Source organism: Pseudomonas thivervalensis (assembly GCF_001269655.1).
Taxonomy (GTDB): Bacteria; Pseudomonadota; Gammaproteobacteria; order Pseudomonadales; family Pseudomonadaceae; genus Aquipseudomonas; species Aquipseudomonas thivervalensis.
Window position 1 is genome coordinate 237,953 of record NZ_LHVE01000001.1, and the last position, 21,543, is coordinate 259,495.

Annotated in this window: 19 protein-coding genes; 7 read left to right on the forward strand and 12 right to left on the reverse strand. The window is 61.0% G+C overall.

Annotation, left to right across the window (positions count from 1 at the left end; genetic code table 11):
• Nucleotides 1-6: 6 nt before the first annotated feature.
• From AD659_RS01005 to gpmI, 4 genes are all read right to left on the reverse strand, one after another.
• Nucleotides 7-786, reverse strand: coding sequence for a divergent polysaccharide deacetylase family protein (locus AD659_RS01005; protein ID WP_053117513.1), 780 nt, complete (start codon nt 784-786; stop codon nt 7-9).
• Between the two features lies 1 nt (nt 787).
• A complete protein-coding gene (locus AD659_RS01010) occupies nt 788-2,104 on the reverse strand; it encodes a S41 family peptidase (RefSeq protein ID WP_053117516.1) in 1,317 nt (438 codons plus the stop codon).
• A 32-nt stretch (nt 2,105-2,136) separates the two neighbouring features.
• Nucleotides 2,137-3,429, reverse strand: coding sequence for a murein hydrolase activator EnvC family protein (locus AD659_RS01015; protein ID WP_053117519.1), 1,293 nt, complete (start codon nt 3,427-3,429; stop codon nt 2,137-2,139).
• Between the two features lie 295 nt (nt 3,430-3,724).
• A complete protein-coding gene (gene gpmI, locus AD659_RS01020) occupies nt 3,725-5,254 on the reverse strand; it encodes a 2,3-bisphosphoglycerate-independent phosphoglycerate mutase (protein ID WP_053117523.1) in 1,530 nt (509 codons plus the stop codon).
• A 152-nt stretch (nt 5,255-5,406) separates the two neighbouring features.
• Here gpmI and AD659_RS01025 point away from each other — a divergent pair, with 152 nt between their 5' ends.
• From AD659_RS01025 to secB, 3 genes are read left to right on the forward strand one after another with little or no spacing between them, the layout of a single operon-like run.
• On the forward strand, nt 5,407-5,820 hold the full coding sequence (locus AD659_RS01025) for a rhodanese-like domain-containing protein (protein WP_053117525.1): 414 nt from the start codon (nt 5,407-5,409) through the stop codon (nt 5,818-5,820).
• Nucleotide 5,821: 1 nt separating this feature from the next.
• Nucleotides 5,822-6,076, forward strand: coding sequence for a glutaredoxin 3 (gene grxC, locus AD659_RS01030; protein ID WP_053117528.1), 255 nt, complete (start codon nt 5,822-5,824; stop codon nt 6,074-6,076).
• Nucleotides 6,077-6,115: 39 nt separating this feature from the next.
• Nucleotides 6,116-6,601, forward strand: a complete 486-nt coding sequence (secB, locus tag AD659_RS01035) for a protein-export chaperone SecB (protein WP_053117531.1) — start codon at nt 6,116-6,118, stop codon at nt 6,599-6,601.
• A gap of 159 nt (nt 6,602-6,760) precedes the next feature.
• On the opposite strand, the gene trmL is transcribed toward secB, so the two are convergent.
• Nucleotides 6,761-7,216 carry a tRNA (uridine(34)/cytosine(34)/5-carboxymethylaminomethyluridine(34)-2'-O)-methyltransferase TrmL gene (gene trmL / locus AD659_RS01040; protein WP_053117534.1) on the reverse strand — a complete coding sequence of 152 codons (456 nt, stop codon included), beginning with the start codon at nt 7,214-7,216 and terminating at the stop codon, nt 6,761-6,763.
• Between trmL and AD659_RS01045 the strand changes: the two genes are divergently transcribed.
• Nucleotides 7,215-7,655 carry a hypothetical protein gene (locus AD659_RS01045; protein ID WP_082343495.1) on the forward strand — a complete coding sequence of 147 codons (441 nt, stop codon included), beginning with the start codon at nt 7,215-7,217 and terminating at the stop codon, nt 7,653-7,655. The two genes, trmL and AD659_RS01045, sit on opposite strands and share 2 nt — an antisense overlap.
• 514 nt (nt 7,656-8,169) lie before the next feature.
• Here the strand turns inward: AD659_RS01045 and ntrC are convergent.
• From ntrC to glnA, 6 genes are all read right to left on the reverse strand, one after another.
• Nucleotides 8,170-9,606 carry a nitrogen regulation protein NR(I) gene (ntrC, locus tag AD659_RS01050; RefSeq protein ID WP_014336110.1) on the reverse strand — a complete coding sequence of 479 codons (1,437 nt, stop codon included), beginning with the start codon at nt 9,604-9,606 and terminating at the stop codon, nt 8,170-8,172.
• Nucleotides 9,603-10,688 carry a nitrogen regulation protein NR(II) gene (glnL, locus tag AD659_RS01055; RefSeq protein WP_053117539.1) on the reverse strand — a complete coding sequence of 362 codons (1,086 nt, stop codon included), beginning with the start codon at nt 10,686-10,688 and terminating at the stop codon, nt 9,603-9,605. Before glnL ends, ntrC begins: the two co-directional genes overlap by 4 nt.
• A 253-nt stretch (nt 10,689-10,941) precedes the next feature.
• Complete coding sequence (locus tag AD659_RS01060; RefSeq protein ID WP_053117541.1) at nt 10,942-11,565, reverse strand: DUF4124 domain-containing protein; 624 nt, start codon at nt 11,563-11,565, stop codon at nt 10,942-10,944.
• Nucleotides 11,562-12,080 carry a DUF4124 domain-containing protein gene (locus AD659_RS01065; protein WP_053117544.1) on the reverse strand — a complete coding sequence of 173 codons (519 nt, stop codon included), beginning with the start codon at nt 12,078-12,080 and terminating at the stop codon, nt 11,562-11,564. Before AD659_RS01065 ends, AD659_RS01060 begins: the two co-directional genes overlap by 4 nt.
• 144 nt (nt 12,081-12,224) lie before the next feature.
• Nucleotides 12,225-12,788: a chorismate mutase gene (locus tag AD659_RS01070; RefSeq protein WP_053117546.1), complete on the reverse strand. Its 564-nt coding sequence runs from the start codon at nt 12,786-12,788 to the stop codon at nt 12,225-12,227.
• Between the two features lie 121 nt (nt 12,789-12,909).
• Nucleotides 12,910-14,316 carry a glutamate--ammonia ligase gene (gene glnA / locus AD659_RS01075; protein ID WP_053117549.1) on the reverse strand — a complete coding sequence of 469 codons (1,407 nt, stop codon included), beginning with the start codon at nt 14,314-14,316 and terminating at the stop codon, nt 12,910-12,912.
• Between the two features lie 328 nt (nt 14,317-14,644).
• Between glnA and thiI the strand changes: the two genes are divergently transcribed.
• Entirely contained in the window at nt 14,645-16,099 is a 1,455-nt protein-coding gene (gene thiI, locus AD659_RS01080; protein ID WP_053117552.1) for a tRNA uracil 4-sulfurtransferase ThiI, read from the forward strand.
• Between the two features lie 137 nt (nt 16,100-16,236).
• Nucleotides 16,237-18,057 (forward strand): translational GTPase TypA, encoded by a 1,821-nt coding sequence (gene typA, locus AD659_RS01085; protein ID WP_053117555.1) that lies wholly within the window; start codon nt 16,237-16,239, stop codon nt 18,055-18,057.
• 221 nt (nt 18,058-18,278) lie between these two features.
• On the opposite strand, the gene AD659_RS01090 is transcribed toward typA, so the two are convergent.
• Nucleotides 18,279-18,716, reverse strand: coding sequence for a YkgJ family cysteine cluster protein (locus AD659_RS01090; RefSeq protein WP_024778075.1), 438 nt, complete (start codon nt 18,714-18,716; stop codon nt 18,279-18,281).
• Nucleotides 18,717-18,970: 254 nt separating this feature from the next.
• Here AD659_RS01090 and AD659_RS01095 point away from each other — a divergent pair, with 254 nt between their 5' ends.
• Nucleotides 18,971-21,421, forward strand: coding sequence for a glycogen/starch/alpha-glucan phosphorylase (locus AD659_RS01095; protein ID WP_053117558.1), 2,451 nt, complete (start codon nt 18,971-18,973; stop codon nt 21,419-21,421).
• Nucleotides 21,422-21,543 lie beyond the last annotated feature (122 nt).

The following is a 21,543-nucleotide window of genomic DNA, read 5'->3' on the forward strand; positions in this document are numbered from 1 at the left end:
CCGCCGCTACCGATAAACCCCATCTTTCCCATGCCCGACCATCGCCCGATTGCTGCGCAGGCTGATCATCGACTTGATGTCGATCCATTCGATGCCCTGTGCCTTGAGCTTGGGTAGCTCGCGTTCGAGCACGGCCAGGGTCTGCGGGTAGGGATGACCGATCATCACGGCCGAGCCTTGCCGGCGGGCCAGGTCGATGGCGGTCTGGAGTTGCTGGGCGATGGCGGCTTCGGTGCGCTCGTCGTCCAGGAACACATCCCGCGACACACTGGCGAGGCCGATCTTCTGCGCTTCGGCGGCGGCGACGGTCTGGGCGCTGGTGCGGCTGTCGACGAAAAACTTGTGGCGCTGCTGCAAGTTCGCCATCAGCCACGCCATGGCCTGGGGCTGGGCGGTCATGCGGCTGCCCATGTGGTTGTTGATCCCGCTGGTGTAGGGCACGGCGGCGAACGCGGCGTCCAGGCGTTTGCCCAATTCTTCGATGGGCAGTTCCGGATGCCAGGCGAACGGGCCGGTAGCGGGGTCCATGGGCATATGCAGCATGACCAGCTTGCCGGCGCGATGGGCCTCGCGGGCGACTTCAGCGGCGTGCGGGGTGTCAGGCATGATCGCGGCGGTGACCGGACCGGGAAGGGCCAGGACCCGGCGATCCCGAGGCAGGTTTTGCCCCAGGTCGTCGATGATCAGGCTCAGGTACGCCTTGTGCGGCGAGGAGGGTGTGGCGGAGGCCGCGTCAACGGACCCCGCCAGCAGGCACAGCAGGACGAAGGTAAAGCGCAGGCCCATCTCAGCGGCCGGACGTGATGTTCAACCCTTTGAGCAAGCTCAAGGCCTGGGCCAACTGATAATCGTCATCCTGCGGCATTGGCTTGGCCTTGGCGCCGGAACCGGTCGGTTTGTCGGCGCCGCCGTTGCCATTGCCCAGGTGACCTTGCAGGTCGGCTTCCTTGAAGTACTCGCTGTCCTGCTCGCTGGTGATCTTGGCCTTGCGCACCTCGATGTCCGGAACGATGCCCTGGGCCTGGATGGAGCGGCCGTTGGGCGTGAAGTACAACGCGGTGGTGATCTTCAGGGCACGCTCGTTGTTCAGTGGCAACACGGTCTGCACCGAGCCCTTGCCGAAACTGGTGGTGCCCATGACCACGCCACGCTTCTGGTCTTGCAGGGCGCCGGCGACGATTTCCGAGGCCGAAGCGCTGCCGCCGTTGATCAGCACCACCAATGGCACGGCTTCGCTCAGGTCGTTGCCGGTGGCTGAGAAGCGCAGCTCGGAATTGGCGATTCGCCCCTTGGTGTAGACGATCAGGCCCTTGGTGATGAAGTGATCCACCACTTCCACCGCCGATTGCAACACGCCGCCGGGGTTGTTGCGCAGGTCCAGGACCAGGCCGTTGAGTTTCTTGCCGTTGTCCTTGCGCAGCTTGGCCAGGGCCTTGGCGACTTCTTCGCCGGTCTTGACCTGGAACTGGGTGATGCGGATGTAGCCGTAGCCCGATTCCAGCAACTGGCTCTTCACGCTCTTGACCTGGATGACCGCCCGGGTGAGGGTCACGTCGAACGGCGTGCCACCGTCGCGTACCAGGGTCAGGGTGATTTTCTGGCCGATCTTGCCGCGCATCTTGTCCACGGCTTCGGTCATGCTCTGGCCGCGGGTCGGCTGGCCGTTGATCTTGACGATGAAGTCACCGGCCTGGATGCCAGCCTTGGAAGCGGGCGTGTCGTCGATTGGCGAGACCACCTTGACGAAACCGTCTTCGCTGCCGACTTCGATGCCCAGGCCGCCGAACTCGCCGCTGGTGCTTTCCTGCAGCTCGGCAAAATCCTCTGGACCCAAGTAGGCCGAGTGCGGGTCAAGGTTGCTGAGCATGCCTTTGATGGCGTTCTCCAACAGCATCTTGTCATCCACGGGTTCGACGTAGGCGGCCTTGATCCGGTCCATGACCTCGGCAAAGGTGCGCAGTTCGTCCAGTGGCAGCGGGGCCTTGGTGGTCGCGGCGGTGGCGGCGGGTGCCGACGGGGCCGGTTCGGCGGCGAAAGCCAGGGGCGCACCGATCACGAGGGCGATCGTCAGGGCCAGCGAGGTAAGGCGGGACAAATGCAGCATGTCGAACGAACTCCTTAATAGGATGGGCGCGCTTATCCTTGCGCACGACACCATTGGGCCGGGTCACTGGGGCGACCCTGCTGACGAATAGCGAAATACAGTGCTGGCGTATCCTGCCCGCCACTGTTGCCGACCGTGGAGATGGACTCACCGGCCTTGACCACATCGCCCGCGGACTTGAGCAGCGTCTGGTTGTGGCCGTACAGGCTCAAATAACCGTTGCCGTGGTCGAGGATCACCAGCAGGCCGGCGCCGCGCAACCAGTCGGCGAATACCACGCGACCGCCATGCACCGCGTGTACCTGGCTGCCGGCGGAAGCGCTGATCATGACCCCGTCCCACTTGGTGCGGGTGTCGTCGCCGCGGGTTTCACCGAAGCGTGCAAGCAATCGACCATTGACCGGCCATGGAAGTTTGCCTCGGGCTGAAGCAAAAGCGCCGCCAAAGGTTTCGCCATCGCTGGAAACCAGTGCGCCGGGGCTGGATTTTGCCGGTTTGCGCGGCGCATCGCCGGCGTCCGCGTCGGCCTGGGCTTCACGCAAACGCTTTTTTTCGGCTTCCTGCTGGGCGATCAGCGCTTTCTGGCGCGCCTCTTCCGCCTCTCGGGCCTGGCGGGCCAGGGTTTCTTCAATGGTTTTCAACACATTGGCCAATTCGGCCTGGTCCTGTTCGCGGGCCTTGAGCTTGCTGTCGCGGGCCTTCACGTCGTCATTGAGCTTGGCCAGGGCCACCTGGCGCTCCTTGCGAACTTTCTCGAGTTCTTCGCGCTGGGTGTCAAGGCTGCTTTTCTGCACCAGCAACTGGGCTTGTTGCAGCTCGATGTCTTTTTCGACATTGGCCAGTTGGCGCAGGGTTTCGTTGAAGTTCTTGAGCTGTTCCAGGCGGGCCTGGCTCAGGTAATCGTAATAGGTGAGGGTGCGGGCGAATTTCTCGGGGTTCTGCTGGTTGAGCAGCAACTTGAGGTATTCCTGGCGGCCGTTCTGGTAGGCAGCCCGGGCCTGGATGGCGATCAGCTTTTGCTGTTCAGTGCGCGCGCTCTGGAGTTTTTTTTTCTCTCCATCGAGCCGCTGCAGCTCGGATTCGCTTTTCTTCAGCTCTTTTTGCAGGGCGTCGACCTGCTTCTCCAGCTTGCCCATTTCGGTTTCGGTGCCGCGCAGGTCTTTCTGTACGCTGGATTTTTCTTCCTGCAACTTGCCCAGCAGCTTTTTCAGCTCGGCAATGTCCTGGCGCGTGGCTTCCAACTGCTGTTGGGTTTGCGCGCGCTCGTCGGCAAAGGCCGGTTGGAGCAGGCAGGTCAGAGCGAGGGCTATCAGGACGCGAAGCATAGAGGCGGGCGACACCAGGGAAAGGGACGGCCTAGTATGCCCGCCCCACGCTGCAAAAAAAACGCCCATTTGGGGCTGTGTGATAACTGGCCGAAAAAACACCTTGAACCCATGTGGGAGCGAGCTTGCTGTTCACTTAAGGCAATGACAAACCCGTGGCGAGGGAGCTTGCTCCCGCTGGGCCGCGAAGCGGCCCCCAAGCCATCAGACACACCGCACCCGCCGGTTTACGACTGCTTCGCAGCCGAGCGGGAGCAAGCTCCCTCGCCACGGATGCTCGGTGACTACGTGTCGATCAGACCAGGATCGACGTCCCGGTCATCTCCGCCGGCTTCTCCATGCCCAGCAGCATCAGCATGGTCGGTGCCACGTCAGCCAGCACGCCGCCGTCGCGGACCTTGAAGTCACGCTTGCCAACATAGATGAACGGCACCGGCTCGGTGGTGTGGGCGGTGTGGGCCTGGCCGGTGGATTCGTCGGACATCTGCTCGACGTTGCCGTGGTCGGCCGTGATCAATGCTTCGCCGCCGACCTTTTCCAGGGCCTCGACGATGCGGCCAACACAGGTGTCCAGGCATTCCACAGCCTTGACTGCCGCGTCGAACACGCCGCTGTGGCCCACCATGTCGCCGTTGGCGTAGTTGACCACGATCACGTCGTAACGCTGGTTTTCAATGGCGTCGACGATGCGGTCGGTCACTTCCGGCGCGCTCATCTCCGGTTGCAGGTCGTAGGTGGCGACTTTCGGCGACGGGATCAGGATGCGCTCTTCGCCCGGGAAAGGTTCTTCACGACCGCCGGAGAAAAAGAACGTCACGTGGGCGTACTTTTCGGTCTCGGCGATGCGCAGCTGGGTCTTGCCGTTTTTTGCCAGGTAGTCGCCCAGCACGTTTTCCAGGCTGCCGGCGGCGAAGGCCGATGGCGCGGGAATGCTGGCGGCGTATTGGGTCAGCATCACGAAACCGGCCAGTTTCGGCTGGCGGGCGCGCTCGAATTCCTTGAAATCGTCTTCGACGAACACGCGGGTCAGCTCGCGGGCGCGGTCGGCGCGGAAGTTCATGAACACCACGGCGTCGCCGTCTTCGACTTTGACCGGTTCGCCGATGGTGGTGGCCTTGACGAATTCGTCGCTTTCGCCACGCTCGTAGGCGGCTTGCAGGCCTTCCTGGGCAGTGGTGGCGTTGAATTCGGCATTGCCGTCGACGATCAGGTTGTAGGCCTGGGACACGCGGTCCCAGCGGTTGTCACGGTCCATGGCGTAGTAGCGGCCTACGAGTGTGGCGATGCGCCCCTTGCCGAGGGCCTGGAACGTGGCGTCCAGCAGCTCGATCGACGACGTGGCGCTTTTCGGCGGGGTGTCGCGGCCATCGAGGAACGCGTGCAGGTAGATCTTCTCCGCCCCGCGCTTGGCAGCCAGTTCGGCCATGGCGATCAGGTGGTCCTGATGGCTGTGCACGCCGCCGTCGGACAACAGACCCATGAAATGCACGGCCTTGCCGGCGGCCACGGCTTTATCCACGGCGGCGCAGATGGTCGGGTTTTCGAAGAACTCACCGTCGCGGATCGATTTGGTCACGCGGGTGAAGTCCTGGTACACCACGCGGCCTGCGCCGAGGTTCATGTGGCCGACTTCGGAGTTGCCCATCTGCCCGTCCGGCAGGCCGACGTCCATGCCGCTGCCGGAGATCAGGCCGTTGGGCACGGTGGCCCACAAACGGTCCAGCACAGGCTTGTTGGCCGAATACACGGCGTTGGATTCGTGGCTGTCACTGTGACCGAAGCCGTCGAGAATCATCAGGACCAAAGGTTTAGGCGTGGTAGTCATGGAATCCACTCGTGGCGGGTTAAAAGAAGACGATGGAAAAGGGACGGGCAGTTTAAAGGTAAGTTCCGGCGGCGTCACCGCCGGGCGGGGTTTGGCCGGCCCTACGTGCTGTGTATACTGGCCGACATTTTAACGCCCTGGAACCTCCTTCGATGGTTGCTCACCTGATTCAATTTGCCACTAACCACTACATTCTCGTCGGTATCTTCGTCGTGCTGCTGGCGTTGTTGATTGCTCACACGATGCAGGGCGGCGGCCGCAGCCTGAGCACTGGCGAGCTGACCGCGCTGGTCAACAAGGACGCCGGCGTGGTGGTCGATATCCGCCCGAGCAAGGATTACGCCGCTGGTCACATTGTCGGCGCGCTGAATATTCCTCAGGACAAACTGATCGCTCGTGTCGGTGAGCTGGAAAAGCACAAGGCCAAGACCGTGATCCTGGTAGATGCCCAGGGCCAGCAGGCCGGCACCCTCGCCCGCGAGCTGATGAAGTCCGGTTTCACCGCCGCCAAGCTGTCCGGTGGCGTTGCCAGCTGGAAAGCCGATAATCTGCCCCTGGTGAAGTGACATGTCCCACGTTGTTGTCTATTCCAGCGATTACTGCCCCTACTGCTCCAGAGCCAAGTTCCTGCTCCAGAACAAAGGCGTGGCCTTCGAAGAGATCAAGGTCGACGGCAAGCCGCAACTGCGCGCCGAAATGACCCGGAAGGCCGGGCGCACGTCCGTGCCGCAGATCTGGATCGGCAGCACCCACGTGGGCGGTTGTGATGATTTGTTCGCCCTGGAGCGCGCCGGCAAGCTCGACGCACTGCTCAAGGCCTGAATTTCCCACTAAAGAACCTGAAAGTAAGAAGGATCTGCGATGACTGACCAACAGAACACAGCTGCCACTGAAGAAGAAGCTGCACCGCAATTCTCCTTGCAGCGCATTTATGTACGCGACCTGTCCTTCGAAGCCCCGAAAAGCCCGGCGATCTTTCGCCAGCAGTGGGAGCCGAGCGTAGGCCTGGACCTGAACACCCGTCAGAAAGCCCTGGAAGATGACTTCCACGAAGTGGTGCTGACCCTGTCGGTGACCGTGAAGAACGGTGACGAAGTGGCGTTCATCGCCGAAGTGCAACAGGCCGGGATCTTCCTGATCAAGAACCTGGACGCCGCTTCGATGAGCCACACCCTGGGCGCGTTCTGCCCGAACATCCTGTTCCCTTACGCTCGGGAAACCCTGGACAGTCTGGTGACCCGCGGCTCGTTCCCGGCCCTGATGCTGGCCCCGGTGAACTTCGATGCCCTGTATGCGCAAGAACTGCAGCGCATGCAACAGGAAGGCGGCGCGCCGACTGTTCAATAAGCGTCGCTGTCGGGCATAGGGTTCGACAGCCAGGCACCAAACCTGTGGGAGCGAGCCTGCTCGCGATAGCGTTCAATCAATCAGCATTTATGTTGACTGACACACCGCTATCGCGAGCAGGCTCGCTCCCACAGGGTTTTCTGGTCGCCGTTTTATGGCTCAGGCGAAGCCGTTCTGCCGCCACGCCTCATAAACCGCCACCGCCACGGTGTTGGACAGGTTCAGGCTGCGGCAGCCTTCGCGCATCGGCAGGCGCAGGCGCTGCTCGGCGGGCAGGGCATCGAGCACATCAGCCGGCAGGCCGCGGCTTTCCGGGCCGAACAGGAACGCATCTCCGGCGACGAAGCTGGCGTCATGGAACGGCCGCGAACCCTTGGTGGTAAAGGCGAACAGGCGTGGATGCCCGAGGCTCTCCAGGCAACTGGCGAGGTCGGCGTGACGCTGCAAGGTGGCATACTCGTGGTAGTCGAGGCCGGCGCGGCGCAGGCGCTTGTCGTCCATGTCGAAGCCCAGCGGTTCGATCAAATGCAGGTGGCAGCCGCTGTTGGCGCACAGCCTGATGACGTTGCCGGTATTCGGCGGAATTTCCGGTTGAAAAAGGATGACGTGAAACATGCACGGCTCCGCAGATAAAGATGAGCGGCATTCTACGCCGCAAACCGACCGACGTTCGAAGCTAATGCCTCGGGTGATGGGCTCGTTGGCGATTTTCGGCCTGATGGTGGGGCTGATGATCGGGCGCCTGACCACGCCTGACCCGAGCGCGTTGCAACAGGTCGAGGCGGGCGATGGCGTGCTTGTGGCCTGGTTCAACAATGAACCCAAGCTCCACGGGGAGATAGTCGACGGCTCGGTCGCGCTGCTGTTTCAAGCAGAAGGCCGGCCGCAGAAGGGCCAGCTCAAGCTCAACGGCAAGGACGTGAACTGGCGGGTGCGTTTGAGTGACAAGGGGTTGTTGCTGACACTGGTGGCGGCGCGTCCGTTGCGAGGGGAGTGGACCGGCAGCGAAGTGGATGATCGCTGGCGGCTGGAGGTCCGTCTCCAGGAGCAATAAAAGAGGGAATCCCCGGCCTGCCTGTACCAAGGTCCCCAAAACGGCAGGGCTGCCGCTTAGCGCATGGCCCTGGGTGTAAAGAAGGGAAACCTTGACCTGCCTGTATCAAGGCCCCCAAAACAGTGGGCTCGCTGAGCCCGTATAAAATGGGGAATCCCCGGCCTGCCTGTACCAAGGTCCCCGAAACTGGGTAGTGATCTAGCTGTTGCAGGGGGCGTGCCAGTTTTAAATGGCTTGTCACAAAAAAGCTGCTGAAGATAAGAAAAGCCCCGTATTCCGGGGCTTTTGCCTTTGTTTGTGCGGTTTTTTTCGAGCTGGGTCGATTGGTTTTGGCTTGAGGTGCATGTGCAATTGCGGTTCGTAGTGCATTGAAGCGGTGCATGGAGCCTTTAAAAGCATCGCGAGCAAGCTCGCTCCCACAGGACGGCGGTGATAGTCGCAACACCGCAAAACCTTGTGGGAGCGAGCTTGCTCGCGATAGGGCCTTCAAATTCAGCGAAGGGTTAAAGACCGATCAGCCCTCATCCCCGTCATCATCATCCCCTCCATCGACCTTCATCCCCAATTCCTTGATCTTGCGGGTCAAGGTATTGCGGCCCCAGCCGAGCAGCACAGCGGCGTCGCGGCGGCGGCCGGCGGTGTGCTTGAGGGCGGTTTCGATCATGATCCGCTCGAAGCTGGGCACGGCGCTGTCCAGCAGGCTCGACTGACCACGGGCCAGGGCCTGGTCGGCCCACTGGCGCAGGGCTTGTTCCCAGTTGGTCACCGGGGCCGAATCCTGCGGCAGGCTCAACAGCTCCGGCGGCAGGTCGCTGATGTGCACTTCGCGACCCGAAGCCATCACCGTGATCCAGCGGCAGGTATTCTCCAACTGGCGCACGTTGCCTGGCCACGGCAGGTTCTTGAGGTATTCCTCGGTTTCGCTCTTGAGCAGTTTGGGCTCGACCGCCAGTTCCTGGGCCGCTCGGCTGAGGAAGTGCCGGGCCAGGGTCGGGATGTCTTCGCGGCGGTCCGCCAGGCGCGGGATATGGATGCGGATCACGTTCAGGCGATGGAACAAGTCTTCACGGAATTTGCCGGCGTGAACCAGGGTTTCCAGGTTCTGGTGGGTCGCGGCAATGATGCGCACATCGACCTTGACCGGCGTATGACCGCCGACCCGATAGAACTCGCCATCGGCCAGCACGCGCAGCAAGCGGGTCTGGGTGTCGGCCGGCATGTCGCCGATTTCATCGAGGAACAGCGTGCCGCCGTCGGCTTGCTCGAAGCGTCCGCGCCGCAGGTTGGCCGCGCCGGTGAATGCACCTTTTTCGTGGCCGAACAGCTCGGATTCCATCAGGTCCTTGGGAATCGCCGCCATGTTCAGCGCGATGAACGGCGACGCGGCCCGTGGACTGTGGCGGTGCAGGGCGTGGGCCACCAGTTCTTTACCGGTGCCCGATTCGCCGTTGATCAACACGGTGATATTGGAATGGCTCAGGCGGCCGATGGCACGAAACACTTCCTGCATCGCCGGCGCTTCGCCGATGATTTCCGGGGTGCGGGCCAAGGCCGGCACCTCTTCCATACCCTGCTGTTCCTGGGCATGTTGATTGGCGCGCTTGACCAGCGATACGGCCTCATCGACGTCGAATGGCTTGGGCAGGTATTCAAAAGCGCCGCCCTGGTAGGACGCCACGGCGCTGTCCAGGTCGGAATGGGCGGTCATGATGATCACCGGCAGGCGCGGATGCTGTTCGCGAATTCGCGCCAACAGATCCAGGCCGCTGGCGCCCGGCATGCGGATGTCGGAGATGATGACGTCCGGTTGCTGACGCGCCAGGCGACTCATCACCCCATCGGCGCTGTCGAAGCTCTGGGTGGTCATGCCTTCCTGTTGCAAGGCTTTTTCCAGGACCCAACGGATAGAACGGTCGTCATCGACGATCCACACGGTTTCACTACGGCTCATGTCGATGTGGCTCCTTGTTCCAGTGGCAGGAAGATCGAGAAGGTGGTGTGGCCGGGGTGGCTCTCACATTCGATCAAGCCCTGATGCTGACTGATGATGTTCTGGGTAATGGCCAGGCCCAGCCCGGTACCGTCCGGACGGCCGCTGACCATGGGAAAGAAAATGGTTTCCTGCAGCTCGGCAGGAATGCCCGGGCCGTTGTCGATGATTTCGATCTTGGTCACCAGGCGATGGCGCACGTGGCCGATGGTGAACTGGCGCATCGCGCGGGTACGCAGGCTGATGCGGCCCAGGCGCAGCTCGTTCTGGCTGCTGATGGCCTGCATCGCGTTGCGCACGATGTTCAGTACCGCCTGGATCATCTGCTCGCGGTCGATCAAGACATCGGGAATGCTCGGGTCATAGTCGCGCACCAAGGTGATGCAGCCCTGGCTTTCGGCTTCTACCAGGCTGCTGACGCGCTCCAGCACTTCATGGACGTTGCACATCGCCAGGGACGGCAGCTTGTTCGAGCCGAGCATGCGGTCCACCAGGTTCCGCAGGCGGTCGGCTTCCTCGATGATGACGTTGGTGTAGTCCTTGAGGCTTTCTTCCGGCAGTTCGCGGGCGAGCAACTGCGCCGCGCCACGTATCCCGCCGAGGGGGTTCTTGATTTCATGGGCCAGGCCGCGCACCAGCATCTTGCTGGTTTCCTGCTTGGACAATTGCGCCTCTTCCTTGGTGATGCGCAGCAGGCGATCACGCGGGTGGACTTCCAGCAGCAGCAAAGTGGCGCCGTTGTTCAGGATCGGCGTGACGGCGTAGTCCACGGTCAGGGTCTGGCCGGTCAGCGCGGTGAGCATCGCTTCGCGCTTGGTGAACGGGTGGGCCTGCTCCACCGCTTGGCGCAGGGAGTTGAGCGCTTCGGCGGATTCGGTGAACAACTCGCTGATGAACTGACCGTGGCTGCGCTGGCCGCTGACGGCCAGGAGCATCTCCGCCGCCGGGTTCATGTACTCGAGGCGCAGTTCGGCATCGAGCAGGATGGTCGCGGTGGTGAGGTTGTCGAGCAGCAAGCGGTGTAGTGCGTCGCTAATGGTCATCAGGACCTCTTTTGGAGCGTAGCAACTCGGGACCGGTCCCAAATTGCGCGCGCGATTAATGCGCTGTTACAAGGAAAATGCAAAAACCAAACCAAGGCTCCGAAAAGAAGCGTTTAGAGCCTCAAAAGGGTGTTTTTCGGCCGGTTGCGTGGCGTTCTGCCAGCTTTTCCGGGTACTTTCGAACCAAAATGGGTTTTGGAACTGGGTAGCGTGCAATCTATTGCACCAATATAGTGCGCAAGGCTGTGCAGCGTTAGAAGAACGGCAAGATGCTGCTTTTTTCTTCTTCAGGCTTTTCGGCGAGGGGGCACTCGGGGCGTTGACCGTAATCGGCCGTGGCGCAGGGCTTGATGCGGCGCTTCTGCGCGAGGGACATGCGCTGCATGTGGAAGGGCTGGTTGGCGGTGCGTTCGACGATACGGTCCTGCTCGTCGAGGATTTCGACTGCCAAGTGATGGGTGCCTCGATCGATGTTGCTCAAGGCAAATACCGGGCTCGGCCCCGGCGCGTCCGTCGGCTGGCCGTCGAGCAACAGGCGGAAGCGGTGGCCTTTTTTCAGGCCGGGTTCGCTGGTGACGCTGACGATCAGTTCGCCTGCGGTGCTGCGTATCGTCGCGTCTGGCTCGGGAATCAACAGCCGGAGCATTTCATAATGAAACAGCGGTTCGGACCGGGCTTCGGCTGCGGGCGCCGAGGGTGTGCTCGTGGGCGGCGTCGGCATCCGGTTACCGGGCGGCAATTGGACTTTCTTCGCATTGCCGGGGCGCGGCTGATCGGTGAACACGCGATTGCCCTGGGCATCGATGTAGGTGTAGACCTGCGCCACCCCAGGCAGCGCCGTCAGCGCCAGGCCCAGTGCGAGCCACCAGCGGATCATGGTCGGTGCACCCGTTGCACGGTGAACGTGACGGTTTCGCTTTGCTGCACCAGGTTTTCTCCGTCGATGACCTGAACCGCCAGGCTGTGTTCGCCCCGATCGATATTCACCAATTGCAGGCGCGGCACGTTGCTTGGTTGGCCGTAGGGCTGTCCGTCCAGCAGCAAACGGAACAGATGGGGGCTGCGCAGGCGCGGTTGAGCGTGCACGCCAACGGTGAAGGTGCCGTTGTTGGCGCGCAGGGCCTCCTCGGTGGGGATGTCCGTCAGTTCCAGGATTTCATAGGCATTGCGCGGCGTGTCGCTGTGGGCGGGGGATGGCGGTGTGTCCGGGCTGGCCGGGGACTGGCGCTCGATACTGTTGAGTGGCGGCAACTCCACCGCCTGCGCCGGTACGCCTTCGGGCGGCTGGTTGCTATAGGCAGTGTTGCCGTCGGCGTCGGTGTACTTGTAGATCTGCGCGGCGGCAGGCAGTGCCAGCAGCAACAACAGGATGATTGAAAAACCGCGACCCATGGAAAATCGACCGAAAACGAAAAGTGATGGATGCAGCATAGGTCAGGGCGGATGGTTGGCCCAGTTGTTGTGTGCATGCCCGCTCCCAGGGGATAGCTGCTGTGACACAAACCTTGTGCCCGATGCAGAATCACTGTGGGAGGCTCAGGATTTTGGGGAGATGCACAGCCCTCCGGTTGCCCGGATCAGGGCCAGCCGGTGCACTGGGTGCTGTTTGTTGTGATGGGTGGCTCGGGCCAGCCATTGCGGGCACTGGGGGTCGGTGCGGTAGGGGGCGAAGTCGGCCAGTTGCTGCAGCAGGCGCTTTTGCAGGCGGTCGAGTTGCGGGCGGATCTGGCCCACCAGGTCCGGGCGTGGGAGGTCCGGGGCCTTGCCGTCCAGGGCCCAGTCGGACAGGTTGATGTATTGCACCATTTTGTTGGCTTCTATCTGGGCGGCGAAAAACGCTTCCACGGTTTCGCCACTCAGCTTGTAGGCCGGCGCCTGGGCGACGGCGGCGGCAATGACTTCGCGCTCACGCTGACGGTCCTCGACGGGTTTGCCGCTGTCCCATTTGCTCAGCGCCACTTGATCGGCGATGGCCAGGCGTTCGCCAATGGCGTTTAGCAGCGGGGTGAGGTCGTCAGGGGCGCGGGTCGAGGCGGCTTCGGCGATAGGGGGCAGTAACGCGGCAGACAGGGCAAGGCAGAGCTTGAAGCGCAAAGTCATGGGTGGTCTCGTCTTCTATGGGGAGCGATGGGGCATCATGCACGGAATCTGCGCCCATAAAAAAGGCCTCCCGAAGGAGGCCTTTCTTTAGTTCACGCCGTGCGTGGCGGCGCTTACTGGATCAGCAGCTGTAGTACAGCTCATATTCCAGTGGGTGTACGAAGGTGCGAACCTTGATTTCTTCTTCGCTTTTCAGTGCGATGTAAGCGTCGATGAAGTCATCGCTGAATACGCCGCCCTTGGTCAGGAACGCACGGCCCTTGTCCAGCTCTTCCAGGGCTTCTTTCAGGCTGCCACACACCTGTGGAATTTCCTTGGCCTCTTCAGGCGGCAGGTCATACAGGTTTTTGTCAGCGGCATCGCCAGGGTGGATCTTGTTCTGGATACCGTCCAGGCCGGCCATCATCAGTGCAGCGAAGGCCAGGTACGGGTTGGCAGCCGGGTCCGGGAAGCGTGCTTCGATACGGCGAGCCTTAGGGCTGCTCACGTAAGGAATACGGATCGAGGCGGAACGGTTGCGAGCCGAGTAGGCCAGCATGACCGGTGCTTCGAAGCCTGGTACCAGACGCTTGTAGGAGTTGGTCGACGGGTTGGTGAAGCCGTTCAGGGCCTTACCGTGCTTGATGATACCGCCGATGAAGTACAAGGCGGTGTCCGACAGGCCGGCATAACCTTCGCCTGCGAAGGTGTTCTTGCCGTCTTTGGAGATCGACATGTGCACGTGCATGCCCGAACCGTTGTCGCCGTACAGAGGCTTCGGCATGAAGGTCGCGGTGCGGCCGTAGGCGTCAGCCACGTTGTGTACGCAGTACTTCAGGGTCTGTACTTCGTCAGCCTTCTTGACCAGCGTGTTGAATTTCACGCCGATTTCGTTCTGGCCGGCAGTCGCCACTTCGTGGTGGTGAACTTCGACGGTCTGGCCCATTTCTTCCAGTGCGTTGCACATGGAGGTACGGATTTCGTGGTCGTGGTCGAACGGTGGGACCGGGAAGTAACCGCCCTTGATGCCTGGACGGTGGCCTTTGTTGCCGCCTTCCACGTCCTGGTCGGACATCCACGAACCTTGTTCGGAGAAGATCTTGAACATCGAGCCGGAGATATCGGACTTGAACTTGACCGAGTCGAAGATGAAGAACTCAGGCTCAGGGCCGAAGAAAGCGGTGTCGCCGATACCAGTGGACTTCAGGTATTCCTCGGCGCGGTGGGCAATGGCGCGTGGGTCGCGGTCATAGCCTTGCATGGTCGAAGGTTCGATGATGTCGCAGACCAGGATCAGGGTCGGCTCTTCGGTGAATGGGTCCAGGACGGCGGTTTCGTCGTCCGGCATCAGGATCATGTCGGAAGCTTCGATGCCTTTCCAGCCGGAGATGGAGGAACCGTCGAACATCTTGCCTTCTTCGAAGAAAGCGTCATCCAGCGCATCACGGGCCGGCATGGTCACGTGATGTTGAGTACCTTTGGTGTCCGTGAAGCGCAGATCAATCCACTTGACGTCATGATCTTTGATGAGTTGAACCGACTTCGACATATGTCCTCCGGGTGGCTTCGGGCGGGTAGTGGAGTGCCCTTAGATATGGGTGATGCCGGCGCGAATACTCTGCCAAGGCAACCTGCCTCACAAGGGAGCAAATTGCATGCCAGTGCCCCACCATGGGTTTTTTGCACCAAATCCACGCTTTTAAAGGCATTAATTAAAGATTGTCAGACAATAACGCACTGCAATGTGGCGTCGCCAATCGATAATGACCTGTTTTGGTGCATGCAAAACCATCTGCACATAAACTGGTTAAACCTTGAGCAATTTCCGCTATAATCCGCGCCCCCCTTTTTCGGCTGGCCGTTCGCGCGCTGTTTTCATGAAACTAATCGTAAAAGTCTTCCCCGAGATCACCATCAAGAGCCGCCCGGTACGGATGCGTTTCATCCGCCAGTTGGCCAAGAACATCCGTGCCGTGCTCCGAGACCTGGACCCGGCCGTGGTGGTGAATGGCGTGTGGGACAACCTCGAGCTGGAAACCCGTGTCAGCGAACCCAAGGTCCTGAAGGAAATGACCGAGCGCCTGAGCTGCATGCCGGGCATCGCGCATTTCCTGCAAGTCGATGAATACCCGCTGGGGGATTTCGACGACATCCTCGCCAAGTGCATGCTTCATTATGGTGACGCCCTGGCCGGCAAGATCTTTTCGGTGCGCTGCAAGCGTGCCGGCAAGCACCCGTTCAGTTCGATGGATGTAGAAAAGTACGTCGGCAGCCAGTTGCGCCGGCAGTGCGGTGCGGCCGGTATTTCGTTGAAAGACCCTGAAATCGAAGTGCGCATCGAAATTCGCGACCAACGGCTGTTCGTGATCCACAGCCAGCACAACAGCATCGGCGGTTATCCGTTGGGTTCGCTGGAGCAGACCCTGGTGTTGATGTCTGGTGGCTTCGACTCCACGGTGGCCGCCTACCAGATCATGCGTCGCGGGTTGATGAGCCATTTCTGCTTCTTCAACCTCGGCGGCCGTGCCCATGAGCTGGGCGTGATGGAAGTGGCGCACTTCATCTGGAAGAAGTACGGCAGCTCCCAACGCGTGTTATTTGTGAGTGTGCCGTTCGAGGAAGTCCTGGGCGAGATTCTCGGCAAAGTCGATAACAGTCATATGGGCGTCATTTTGAAGCGTATGATGTTGCGTGCCGCGTCGAGCATTGCCGACCGCCTGCAAATCGACGCGCTGGTGACCGGCGAGGCGATCTCCCAGGTGTCGAGCCAGACGTTGCCGAACCTGTCGGTGATCGACTGCGTGACCGAGAAGCTGGTCTTGCGGCCGCTGATTGCCAGCCACAAGCAGGACATCATCGACCAGGCCAACGAAATCGGCACCGCCGAGTTTGCCCGGCACATGCCGGAGTACTGCGGCGTCATCTCGGTCAATCCGAAGACGGCGGCCAAGCGCGGGCGGGTTGAGCACGAAGAGAAAGAATTCGACATGGCGGTGCTCGAACGAGCGCTCGAAAACGCCAGGCTGGTACCGATCGATCGGGTGATCGATGAATTGGGCCAGGACGTACAAATTGAAGAAGTCGGCGAAGCGCTGGCCGGTCAGATCATCATCGACATTCGCCACCCGGATGACGCTGAAGACGACCCGCTGAGTGTCGCCGGCATCGAGGTAAAAACGATGCCGTTCTATGCAGTGAACGCGCGTTTCAAGGAACTGGACCCTACTCGCCAGTACCTGCTCTATTGCGACAAAGGCGTGATGAGTCGCCTGCATGCCCACCATTTGCTCAGTGAGGGGCATGCCAATGTGCGCGTTTATCGACCGAGCTAAGTGCCCGGGGCTGTTTGCCTGTGGCCTGCGTCACCGGCCCCCCGACGCCGCCGACAGGCTGTAACGGCTGTCGGAACTCAACGTAAATCGCTGCCACGACCTGTCAGCACACCGAATCCTCTGATCGAGATACACAAGTGATCGAAAATCTACGCAACATCGCCATCATTGCTCACGTTGACCATGGTAAGACCACCCTGGTAGACAAACTCTTGCGTCAATCCGGCACCCTGGAGCGCAACGAGCTCAACGACGAGCGCGTGATGGACTCCAACGACCAGGAAAAAGAGCGCGGTATTACCATCCTGGCGAAAAACACCGCCATCAACTGGAACGGCTACCACATCAACATCGTGGACACCCCGGGCCACGCCGACTTCGGTGGTGAAGTAGAGCGCGTGATGTCGATGGTCGACTCCGTGCTGCTGCTGGTCGATGCCCAGGACGGCCCTATGCCGCAAACCCGTTTCGTGACCAAGAAGGCCTTCGAAGCCGGCCTGCGTCCGATCGTGTGCATCAACAAGGTTGACCGTCCAGGCGCGCGTCCGGATTGGGTTCTGGACCAGATCTTCGACCTGTTCGACAACCTGGGCGCCACCGAAGAACAGCTGGACTTCAAAGTCGTCTACGCCTCGGCCCTGAACGGTATTGCCGGTCTGGACCACACCGAAATGGCTGAAGACATGACCCCGCTGTACCAGTCGATCGTCGACAACGTACCTGCGCCAAAAGTCGACCGTGACGGCCCGTTCCAGATGCAAATCTCCGCACTGGACTACAACAGCTTCCTGGGTGTTATCGGTGTTGGCCGTATCGCTCGTGGTCGCGTCAAGCCGAACACCCCGGTCGTGGCTATCGGCGCCGACGGCAAGCGTCGCAATGGTCGTATCCTGAAGCTGATGGGTCACCACGGCCTGCACCGTGTAGACGTTGAAGAAGCGGCTGCCGGCGACATCGTCTGCATCAGCGGTATGGACTCGCTGTTCATCTCCGACACCCTGTGCCACCCGGACACCGTTGAAGCGATGAAGCCGTTGACCGTCGACGAGCCAACCGTTTCCATGACCTTCCAGGTCAACGACTCGCCATTCTGCGGTAAAGAAGGCAAGTTCGTGACGTCCCGTAACATCAAGGAACGTCTGGACAAAGAGCTGCTGTACAACGTTGCACTGCGCGTTGAAGAAGGCGACTCGGCTGACAAGTTCAAGGTCTCCGGCCGTGGCGAACTGCACCTCTCGGTACTGATCGAAACCATGCGTCGCGAAGGCTTCGAAATGGCTGTAGGTCGTCCGGAAGTGATCATCCGTCTGGTTGACGGCGTGAAGCACGAACCGTTCGAAAACGTCACCATCGACCTGCCGGAAGAATCCCAGGGCAAGGTGATGGAAGAGATGGGCCTGCGTAAGGGCGACCTGACCAACATGGTGCCGGATGGCAAAGGCCGTGTACGTCTGGAATACAACATCCCTGCTCGCGGTCTGATCGGTTTCCGTAACCAGTTCCTGACCCTGACCAACGGTGCTGGCATCCTGACCTCGATTTTCGACCGTTACGACGTGATGAAGTCGGGCGACATGTCCGGCCGTCAGAACGGCGTTCTGGTTTCGGTTGAAACCGGCAAGGCACTGACCTACTCCCTGGAAACCCTCCAGGCGCGTGGCAAGCTGTTCGTCGAACACGGCCAGGAAATCTACGGCGGCCAGATCGTTGGTCTGAACAGCCGTGACAACGACCTGGGCGTGAACCCTACCAAGGGCAAGAAGCTCGACAACATGCGTGCTTCGGGCAAGGACGAAACCATCGCCCTGGTTCCACCTGTTCGCTTCACCCTGGAACAGGCCCTGGAATTCATCCAGGATGACGAGCTGTGCGAAGTGACGCCTAAGTCGATCCGCCTGCGCAAGAAGATCCTGGACGAAAGCGAGCGCACCCGCGCTGCCAAGAAAGCCAAGAACTGATTGCTTAGCCTCGGCTGAATAGAAAACGCCCCCGGTTGTGAGACCGGGGGCGTTTTTTTGTGCCTGGAAGTTATGTGGCGCCTGTTGGGGCCTCATCGCGAGCAAGCTCGCTCCCACAGTGGATTTCAGTGGACACGGATTTTGTGCCCGGCATAAATCTACTGTGGGAGCGAGCTTGCGCGCGATGGCGGTAGATCAGCCACCGCCAAACCCTCAGTCGATCAAAACCGATCCAACGTCCGCGGATTCCGCTCGCGCTCCACTTCCTTGGGCTTGTAGGCGCAATAGCCCGGCCGAGGCCCGACCCGAGGATGGTTACGGCAGGTGTCCGGGCGCTTCTCGTAAATGGTGCACAACCGGCTTTTACGGTCCAGATAAAGGCAATCGTTGTTGCTCATGCGCTGGAGCGTGAAGATTTCCGACTTCTGGTTGTAGCGCTCGACGATCCCTTCCTTTTGCAGGCGCTTGGCGATGTTCTTCGGCGGGTCGCCCAGTTCGAACTCATCGACGATGCCGATGCGGATCAGGTCCTTGATCTTCACCTCCACCGGCAGCGTGCAGCAGCTCGACACGCAGGAACCGCACATCGGGGCGGAGTACTTGGCCCAGGTATCGAGTCGGTCGATCTCCGCGGCGGCGATCAGGTTGGGCTTCATCATCACGGTTTACCAGCATGCATCAGGGCGCGCGATCATACCGGGACTGGTGAAATTTTGAACGACCATCTGCCGGTTTTTTTTGCATCCCGGCAAAACCCGTCCGGACCGGCACGGCCCCTGCATTCATTCGACCATCCGGCAATTCCATGGCGGCGATTCTCCGACACTCGGGGAAATCCACCGAACCAAGAGCCTGTACCGTCTGTCAGACCGTCTAGGCTCAGACAATTCCATGCTCGTTCGAGGTCTTATCAATGACTCAAGAACCACTTGTTCGCGAAGCCGAAGTGGCTGCATTTCGCGACGCCGTGTTGACCAAACTCACTTATGCCGTCGGCAAGGACCCGGATCATGCGTTTGATCACGACTGGTTCGAAGCCATTGCCCTCGCTGCCCGCGACCACATGGTCGAACATTGGATGGACCACACGCGACAGATCTACCGCAAGGGCCAGAAGCGTGTGTACTACCTTTCCCTGGAATTCCTCATTGGTCGCTTGCTCTACGACAGCCTGAGCAACCTGGGCCTGCTGGACACCGCCCGCGAGGCCCTGACCGAATTGGGCGTGGACCTGGAGCGCATCCGCCTGCTTGAGCCCGACGCGGCGTTGGGCAACGGTGGCCTTGGCCGCTTGGCGGCGTGTTTCATGGAAAGCATGTCCACACTGGGTATCGCCGGCCATGGCTACGGTATTCGTTACGAGCACGGTCTGTTCCGCCAGGCCATCGTCGACGGTTGGCAGCAGGAGCAGACTGAGCACTGGCTGGATTTCGGCAACCCGTGGGAGTTCGAGCGGCCGGAAGTGGTCTACCCGATCGGCTTTGGCGGCAGCGTCGAAACCGTTACCGATGATACTGGCAAGACCCGCCAGGTCTGGTCCCCGGCCGAAACCGTCCGGGCCATTGCCTATGACACCCCGGTAGTGGGCTGGCGCGGTGCCAGCGTCAACACCCTGCGCCTGTGGCGCGCCCGGGCCATGGAAGAGCTGCACCTGGAGCGCTTCAATGCCGGCGACCACCTCGGCGCCGTGGCGGAAGTGGCCCGGGCCGAGAGTATTTCCCGCGTGCTGTACCCGGCCGACAGCACAGAGGCCGGCCAGGAGCTGCGCCTGCGCCAGGAATATTTCTTCGTCGCCGCCTCGTTGCAGGACTTGCTGCGCCGTCATCGCAACATGCACACCTCGGTGCTGACCCTGGGCGATCATGCCGCGATCCAGCTCAACGACACGCACCCGTCCATTGCCGTGGCCGAGCTGATGCGGCAATTGGTGGACGTCTACGATGTGGCCTGGGACGCGGCCTGGCAGATCACCCAGGACACGCTGTCCTACACCAACCACACGCTGCTGCCCGAAGCCCTGGAAACCTGGCCGGTGGGGCTGATGGAGCGGATGTTGCCCCGGCACATGCAGATCATCTACCTGATCAACGCCCAGCACATCGATTCGCTGCGGGCCAAGGGCGTGCACGATTTCGACGTGCTGCGCTCGGTGTCGCTGATCGAAGAAGACAATGGCCGCCGGGTGCGCATGGGCAACCTGGCCTTCCTCGGTTCCCACAGCGTCAACGGCGTGTCCGGGTTGCATACCCAGTTGATGCGCAGCACGGTGTTCTCCGAGCTGCACAAGCTCTACCCGGAGCGAATCAACAACAAGACCAACGGCATCACCTTTCGCCGCTGGTTGTTCCAGGCCAACGCCGAATTGACGTCGATGATGGTCGACGCCCTCGGCCCGAGCGTGCTCGACAACCCCGAGGAGCGCTTGATCGAACTGGAGCCGTTTGCCGACAAGCCGGCGTTTCGCAAGCAGTTCGCCGAGCAGCGCCTCCACAGCAAGAAAGCCTTGGCTTACCTGATCCACGAGCGGCTGGGCATCGCGGTCAACCCGGCGGCGATGTTCGACGTGCAGGTCAAGCGCATCCACGAGTACAAGCGCCAGTTGCTCAACCTGATGCACACCGTGGCGCTGTACCAGGCGATCCGCGCCGAACCGGAAGTGGATTGGGTGCCGCGGGTGAAGATCTTCGCCGGCAAGGCCGCCGCCAGTTATCACCAGGCCAAGCTGATCATCAAGCTGACCAACGACATCGCCCGGGTCGTGAACAACGACCCGACCGTGCGCGGCCTGCTCAAGGTGGTGTTCCTGCCCAACTACAACGTCAGCCTGGCCGAAAGCATCATCCCGGCGGCGGACCTGTCGGAGCAGATTTCCACGGCCGGTTTCGAAGCGTCGGGCACCAGCAACATGAAGTTCGGCCTCAACGGCGCGCTGACCATCGGCACCATGGACGGCGCCAACGTGGAGATGCACGAGCGCATCGGCGGCGACCATATGTTCATCTTCGGTTTGACGGCCGAGCAGGTGGAAGCCCGCAAGCGCAACGGCGAATTCAGCGCCGCACCGGACATCGCCGCGTCCCACCGGCTCAACGATGTGTTGCAGGCGATTCGCGGTGGGGTGTTCTCGCCGGATGATCCGATGCGCTACGTCGGGCTCGTGGACTCGTTGGTGGACTACGACCGCTTCCTGGTGTGCGCCGATTTCGATGCCTACTGGAACGCCCAGGCCAAGGTCGAAGAGCGTTGGCATGATTCCAAGCAATGGTGGCGTTCGGCGGTGCTCAACACTGCGCGCATGGGCTGGTTCTCCTCGGACCGGACCATTCGTGAATACGCCACCGATATCTGGAAAGCCCTGGAGTAGCCTTTACTGCAAGAAATGTGAGCGAAGCCCAACGGCGGTTGGGCTTCGTCGATATACTAGGCGCCAGTTTCGCCGGGCTGCGGTGTTGTGGCTCAGTCAAAAGTGTTCAGTGTGGGAGCGAG

What these genes read in the sequence shown, in the direction of transcription:
- thiI (WP_053117552.1), top strand. Translation starts at nt 14,645, where the DNA reads ATGAAACTAATCGTAAAAGTCTTCCCCGAGATCACCATCAAGAGCCGC.
- glnL (WP_053117539.1), bottom strand. Translation starts at nt 10,688, where the DNA reads ATGACCATTAGCGACGCACTACACCGCTTGCTGCTCGACAACCTCACC.
- AD659_RS01060 (WP_053117541.1), bottom strand. Translation starts at nt 11,565, where the DNA reads ATGATCCGCTGGTGGCTCGCACTGGGCCTGGCGCTGACGGCGCTGCCT.
- AD659_RS01070 (WP_053117546.1), bottom strand. Translation starts at nt 12,788, where the DNA reads ATGACTTTGCGCTTCAAGCTCTGCCTTGCCCTGTCTGCCGCGTTACTG.
- AD659_RS01005 (WP_053117513.1), bottom strand. Translation starts at nt 786, where the DNA reads ATGGGCCTGCGCTTTACCTTCGTCCTGCTGTGCCTGCTGGCGGGGTCC.
- AD659_RS01015 (WP_053117519.1), bottom strand. Translation starts at nt 3,429, where the DNA reads ATGCTTCGCGTCCTGATAGCCCTCGCTCTGACCTGCCTGCTCCAACCG.
- AD659_RS01010 (WP_053117516.1), bottom strand. Translation starts at nt 2,104, where the DNA reads ATGCTGCATTTGTCCCGCCTTACCTCGCTGGCCCTGACGATCGCCCTC.
- grxC (WP_053117528.1), top strand. Translation starts at nt 5,822, where the DNA reads ATGTCCCACGTTGTTGTCTATTCCAGCGATTACTGCCCCTACTGCTCC.
- AD659_RS01025 (WP_053117525.1), top strand. Translation starts at nt 5,407, where the DNA reads ATGGTTGCTCACCTGATTCAATTTGCCACTAACCACTACATTCTCGTC.
- AD659_RS01090 (WP_024778075.1), bottom strand. Translation starts at nt 18,716, where the DNA reads ATGATGAAGCCCAACCTGATCGCCGCCGCGGAGATCGACCGACTCGAT.
- glnA (WP_053117549.1), bottom strand. Translation starts at nt 14,316, where the DNA reads ATGTCGAAGTCGGTTCAACTCATCAAAGATCATGACGTCAAGTGGATT.
- AD659_RS01095 (WP_053117558.1), top strand. Translation starts at nt 18,971, where the DNA reads ATGACTCAAGAACCACTTGTTCGCGAAGCCGAAGTGGCTGCATTTCGC.
- ntrC (WP_014336110.1), bottom strand. Translation starts at nt 9,606, where the DNA reads ATGAGCCGTAGTGAAACCGTGTGGATCGTCGATGACGACCGTTCTATC.
- gpmI (WP_053117523.1), bottom strand. Translation starts at nt 5,254, where the DNA reads ATGACTACCACGCCTAAACCTTTGGTCCTGATGATTCTCGACGGCTTC.
- secB (WP_053117531.1), top strand. Translation starts at nt 6,116, where the DNA reads ATGACTGACCAACAGAACACAGCTGCCACTGAAGAAGAAGCTGCACCG.
- AD659_RS01045 (WP_082343495.1), top strand. Translation starts at nt 7,215, where the DNA reads ATGCACGGCTCCGCAGATAAAGATGAGCGGCATTCTACGCCGCAAACC.
- trmL (WP_053117534.1), bottom strand. Translation starts at nt 7,216, where the DNA reads ATGTTTCACGTCATCCTTTTTCAACCGGAAATTCCGCCGAATACCGGC.
- AD659_RS01065 (WP_053117544.1), bottom strand. Translation starts at nt 12,080, where the DNA reads ATGGGTCGCGGTTTTTCAATCATCCTGTTGTTGCTGCTGGCACTGCCT.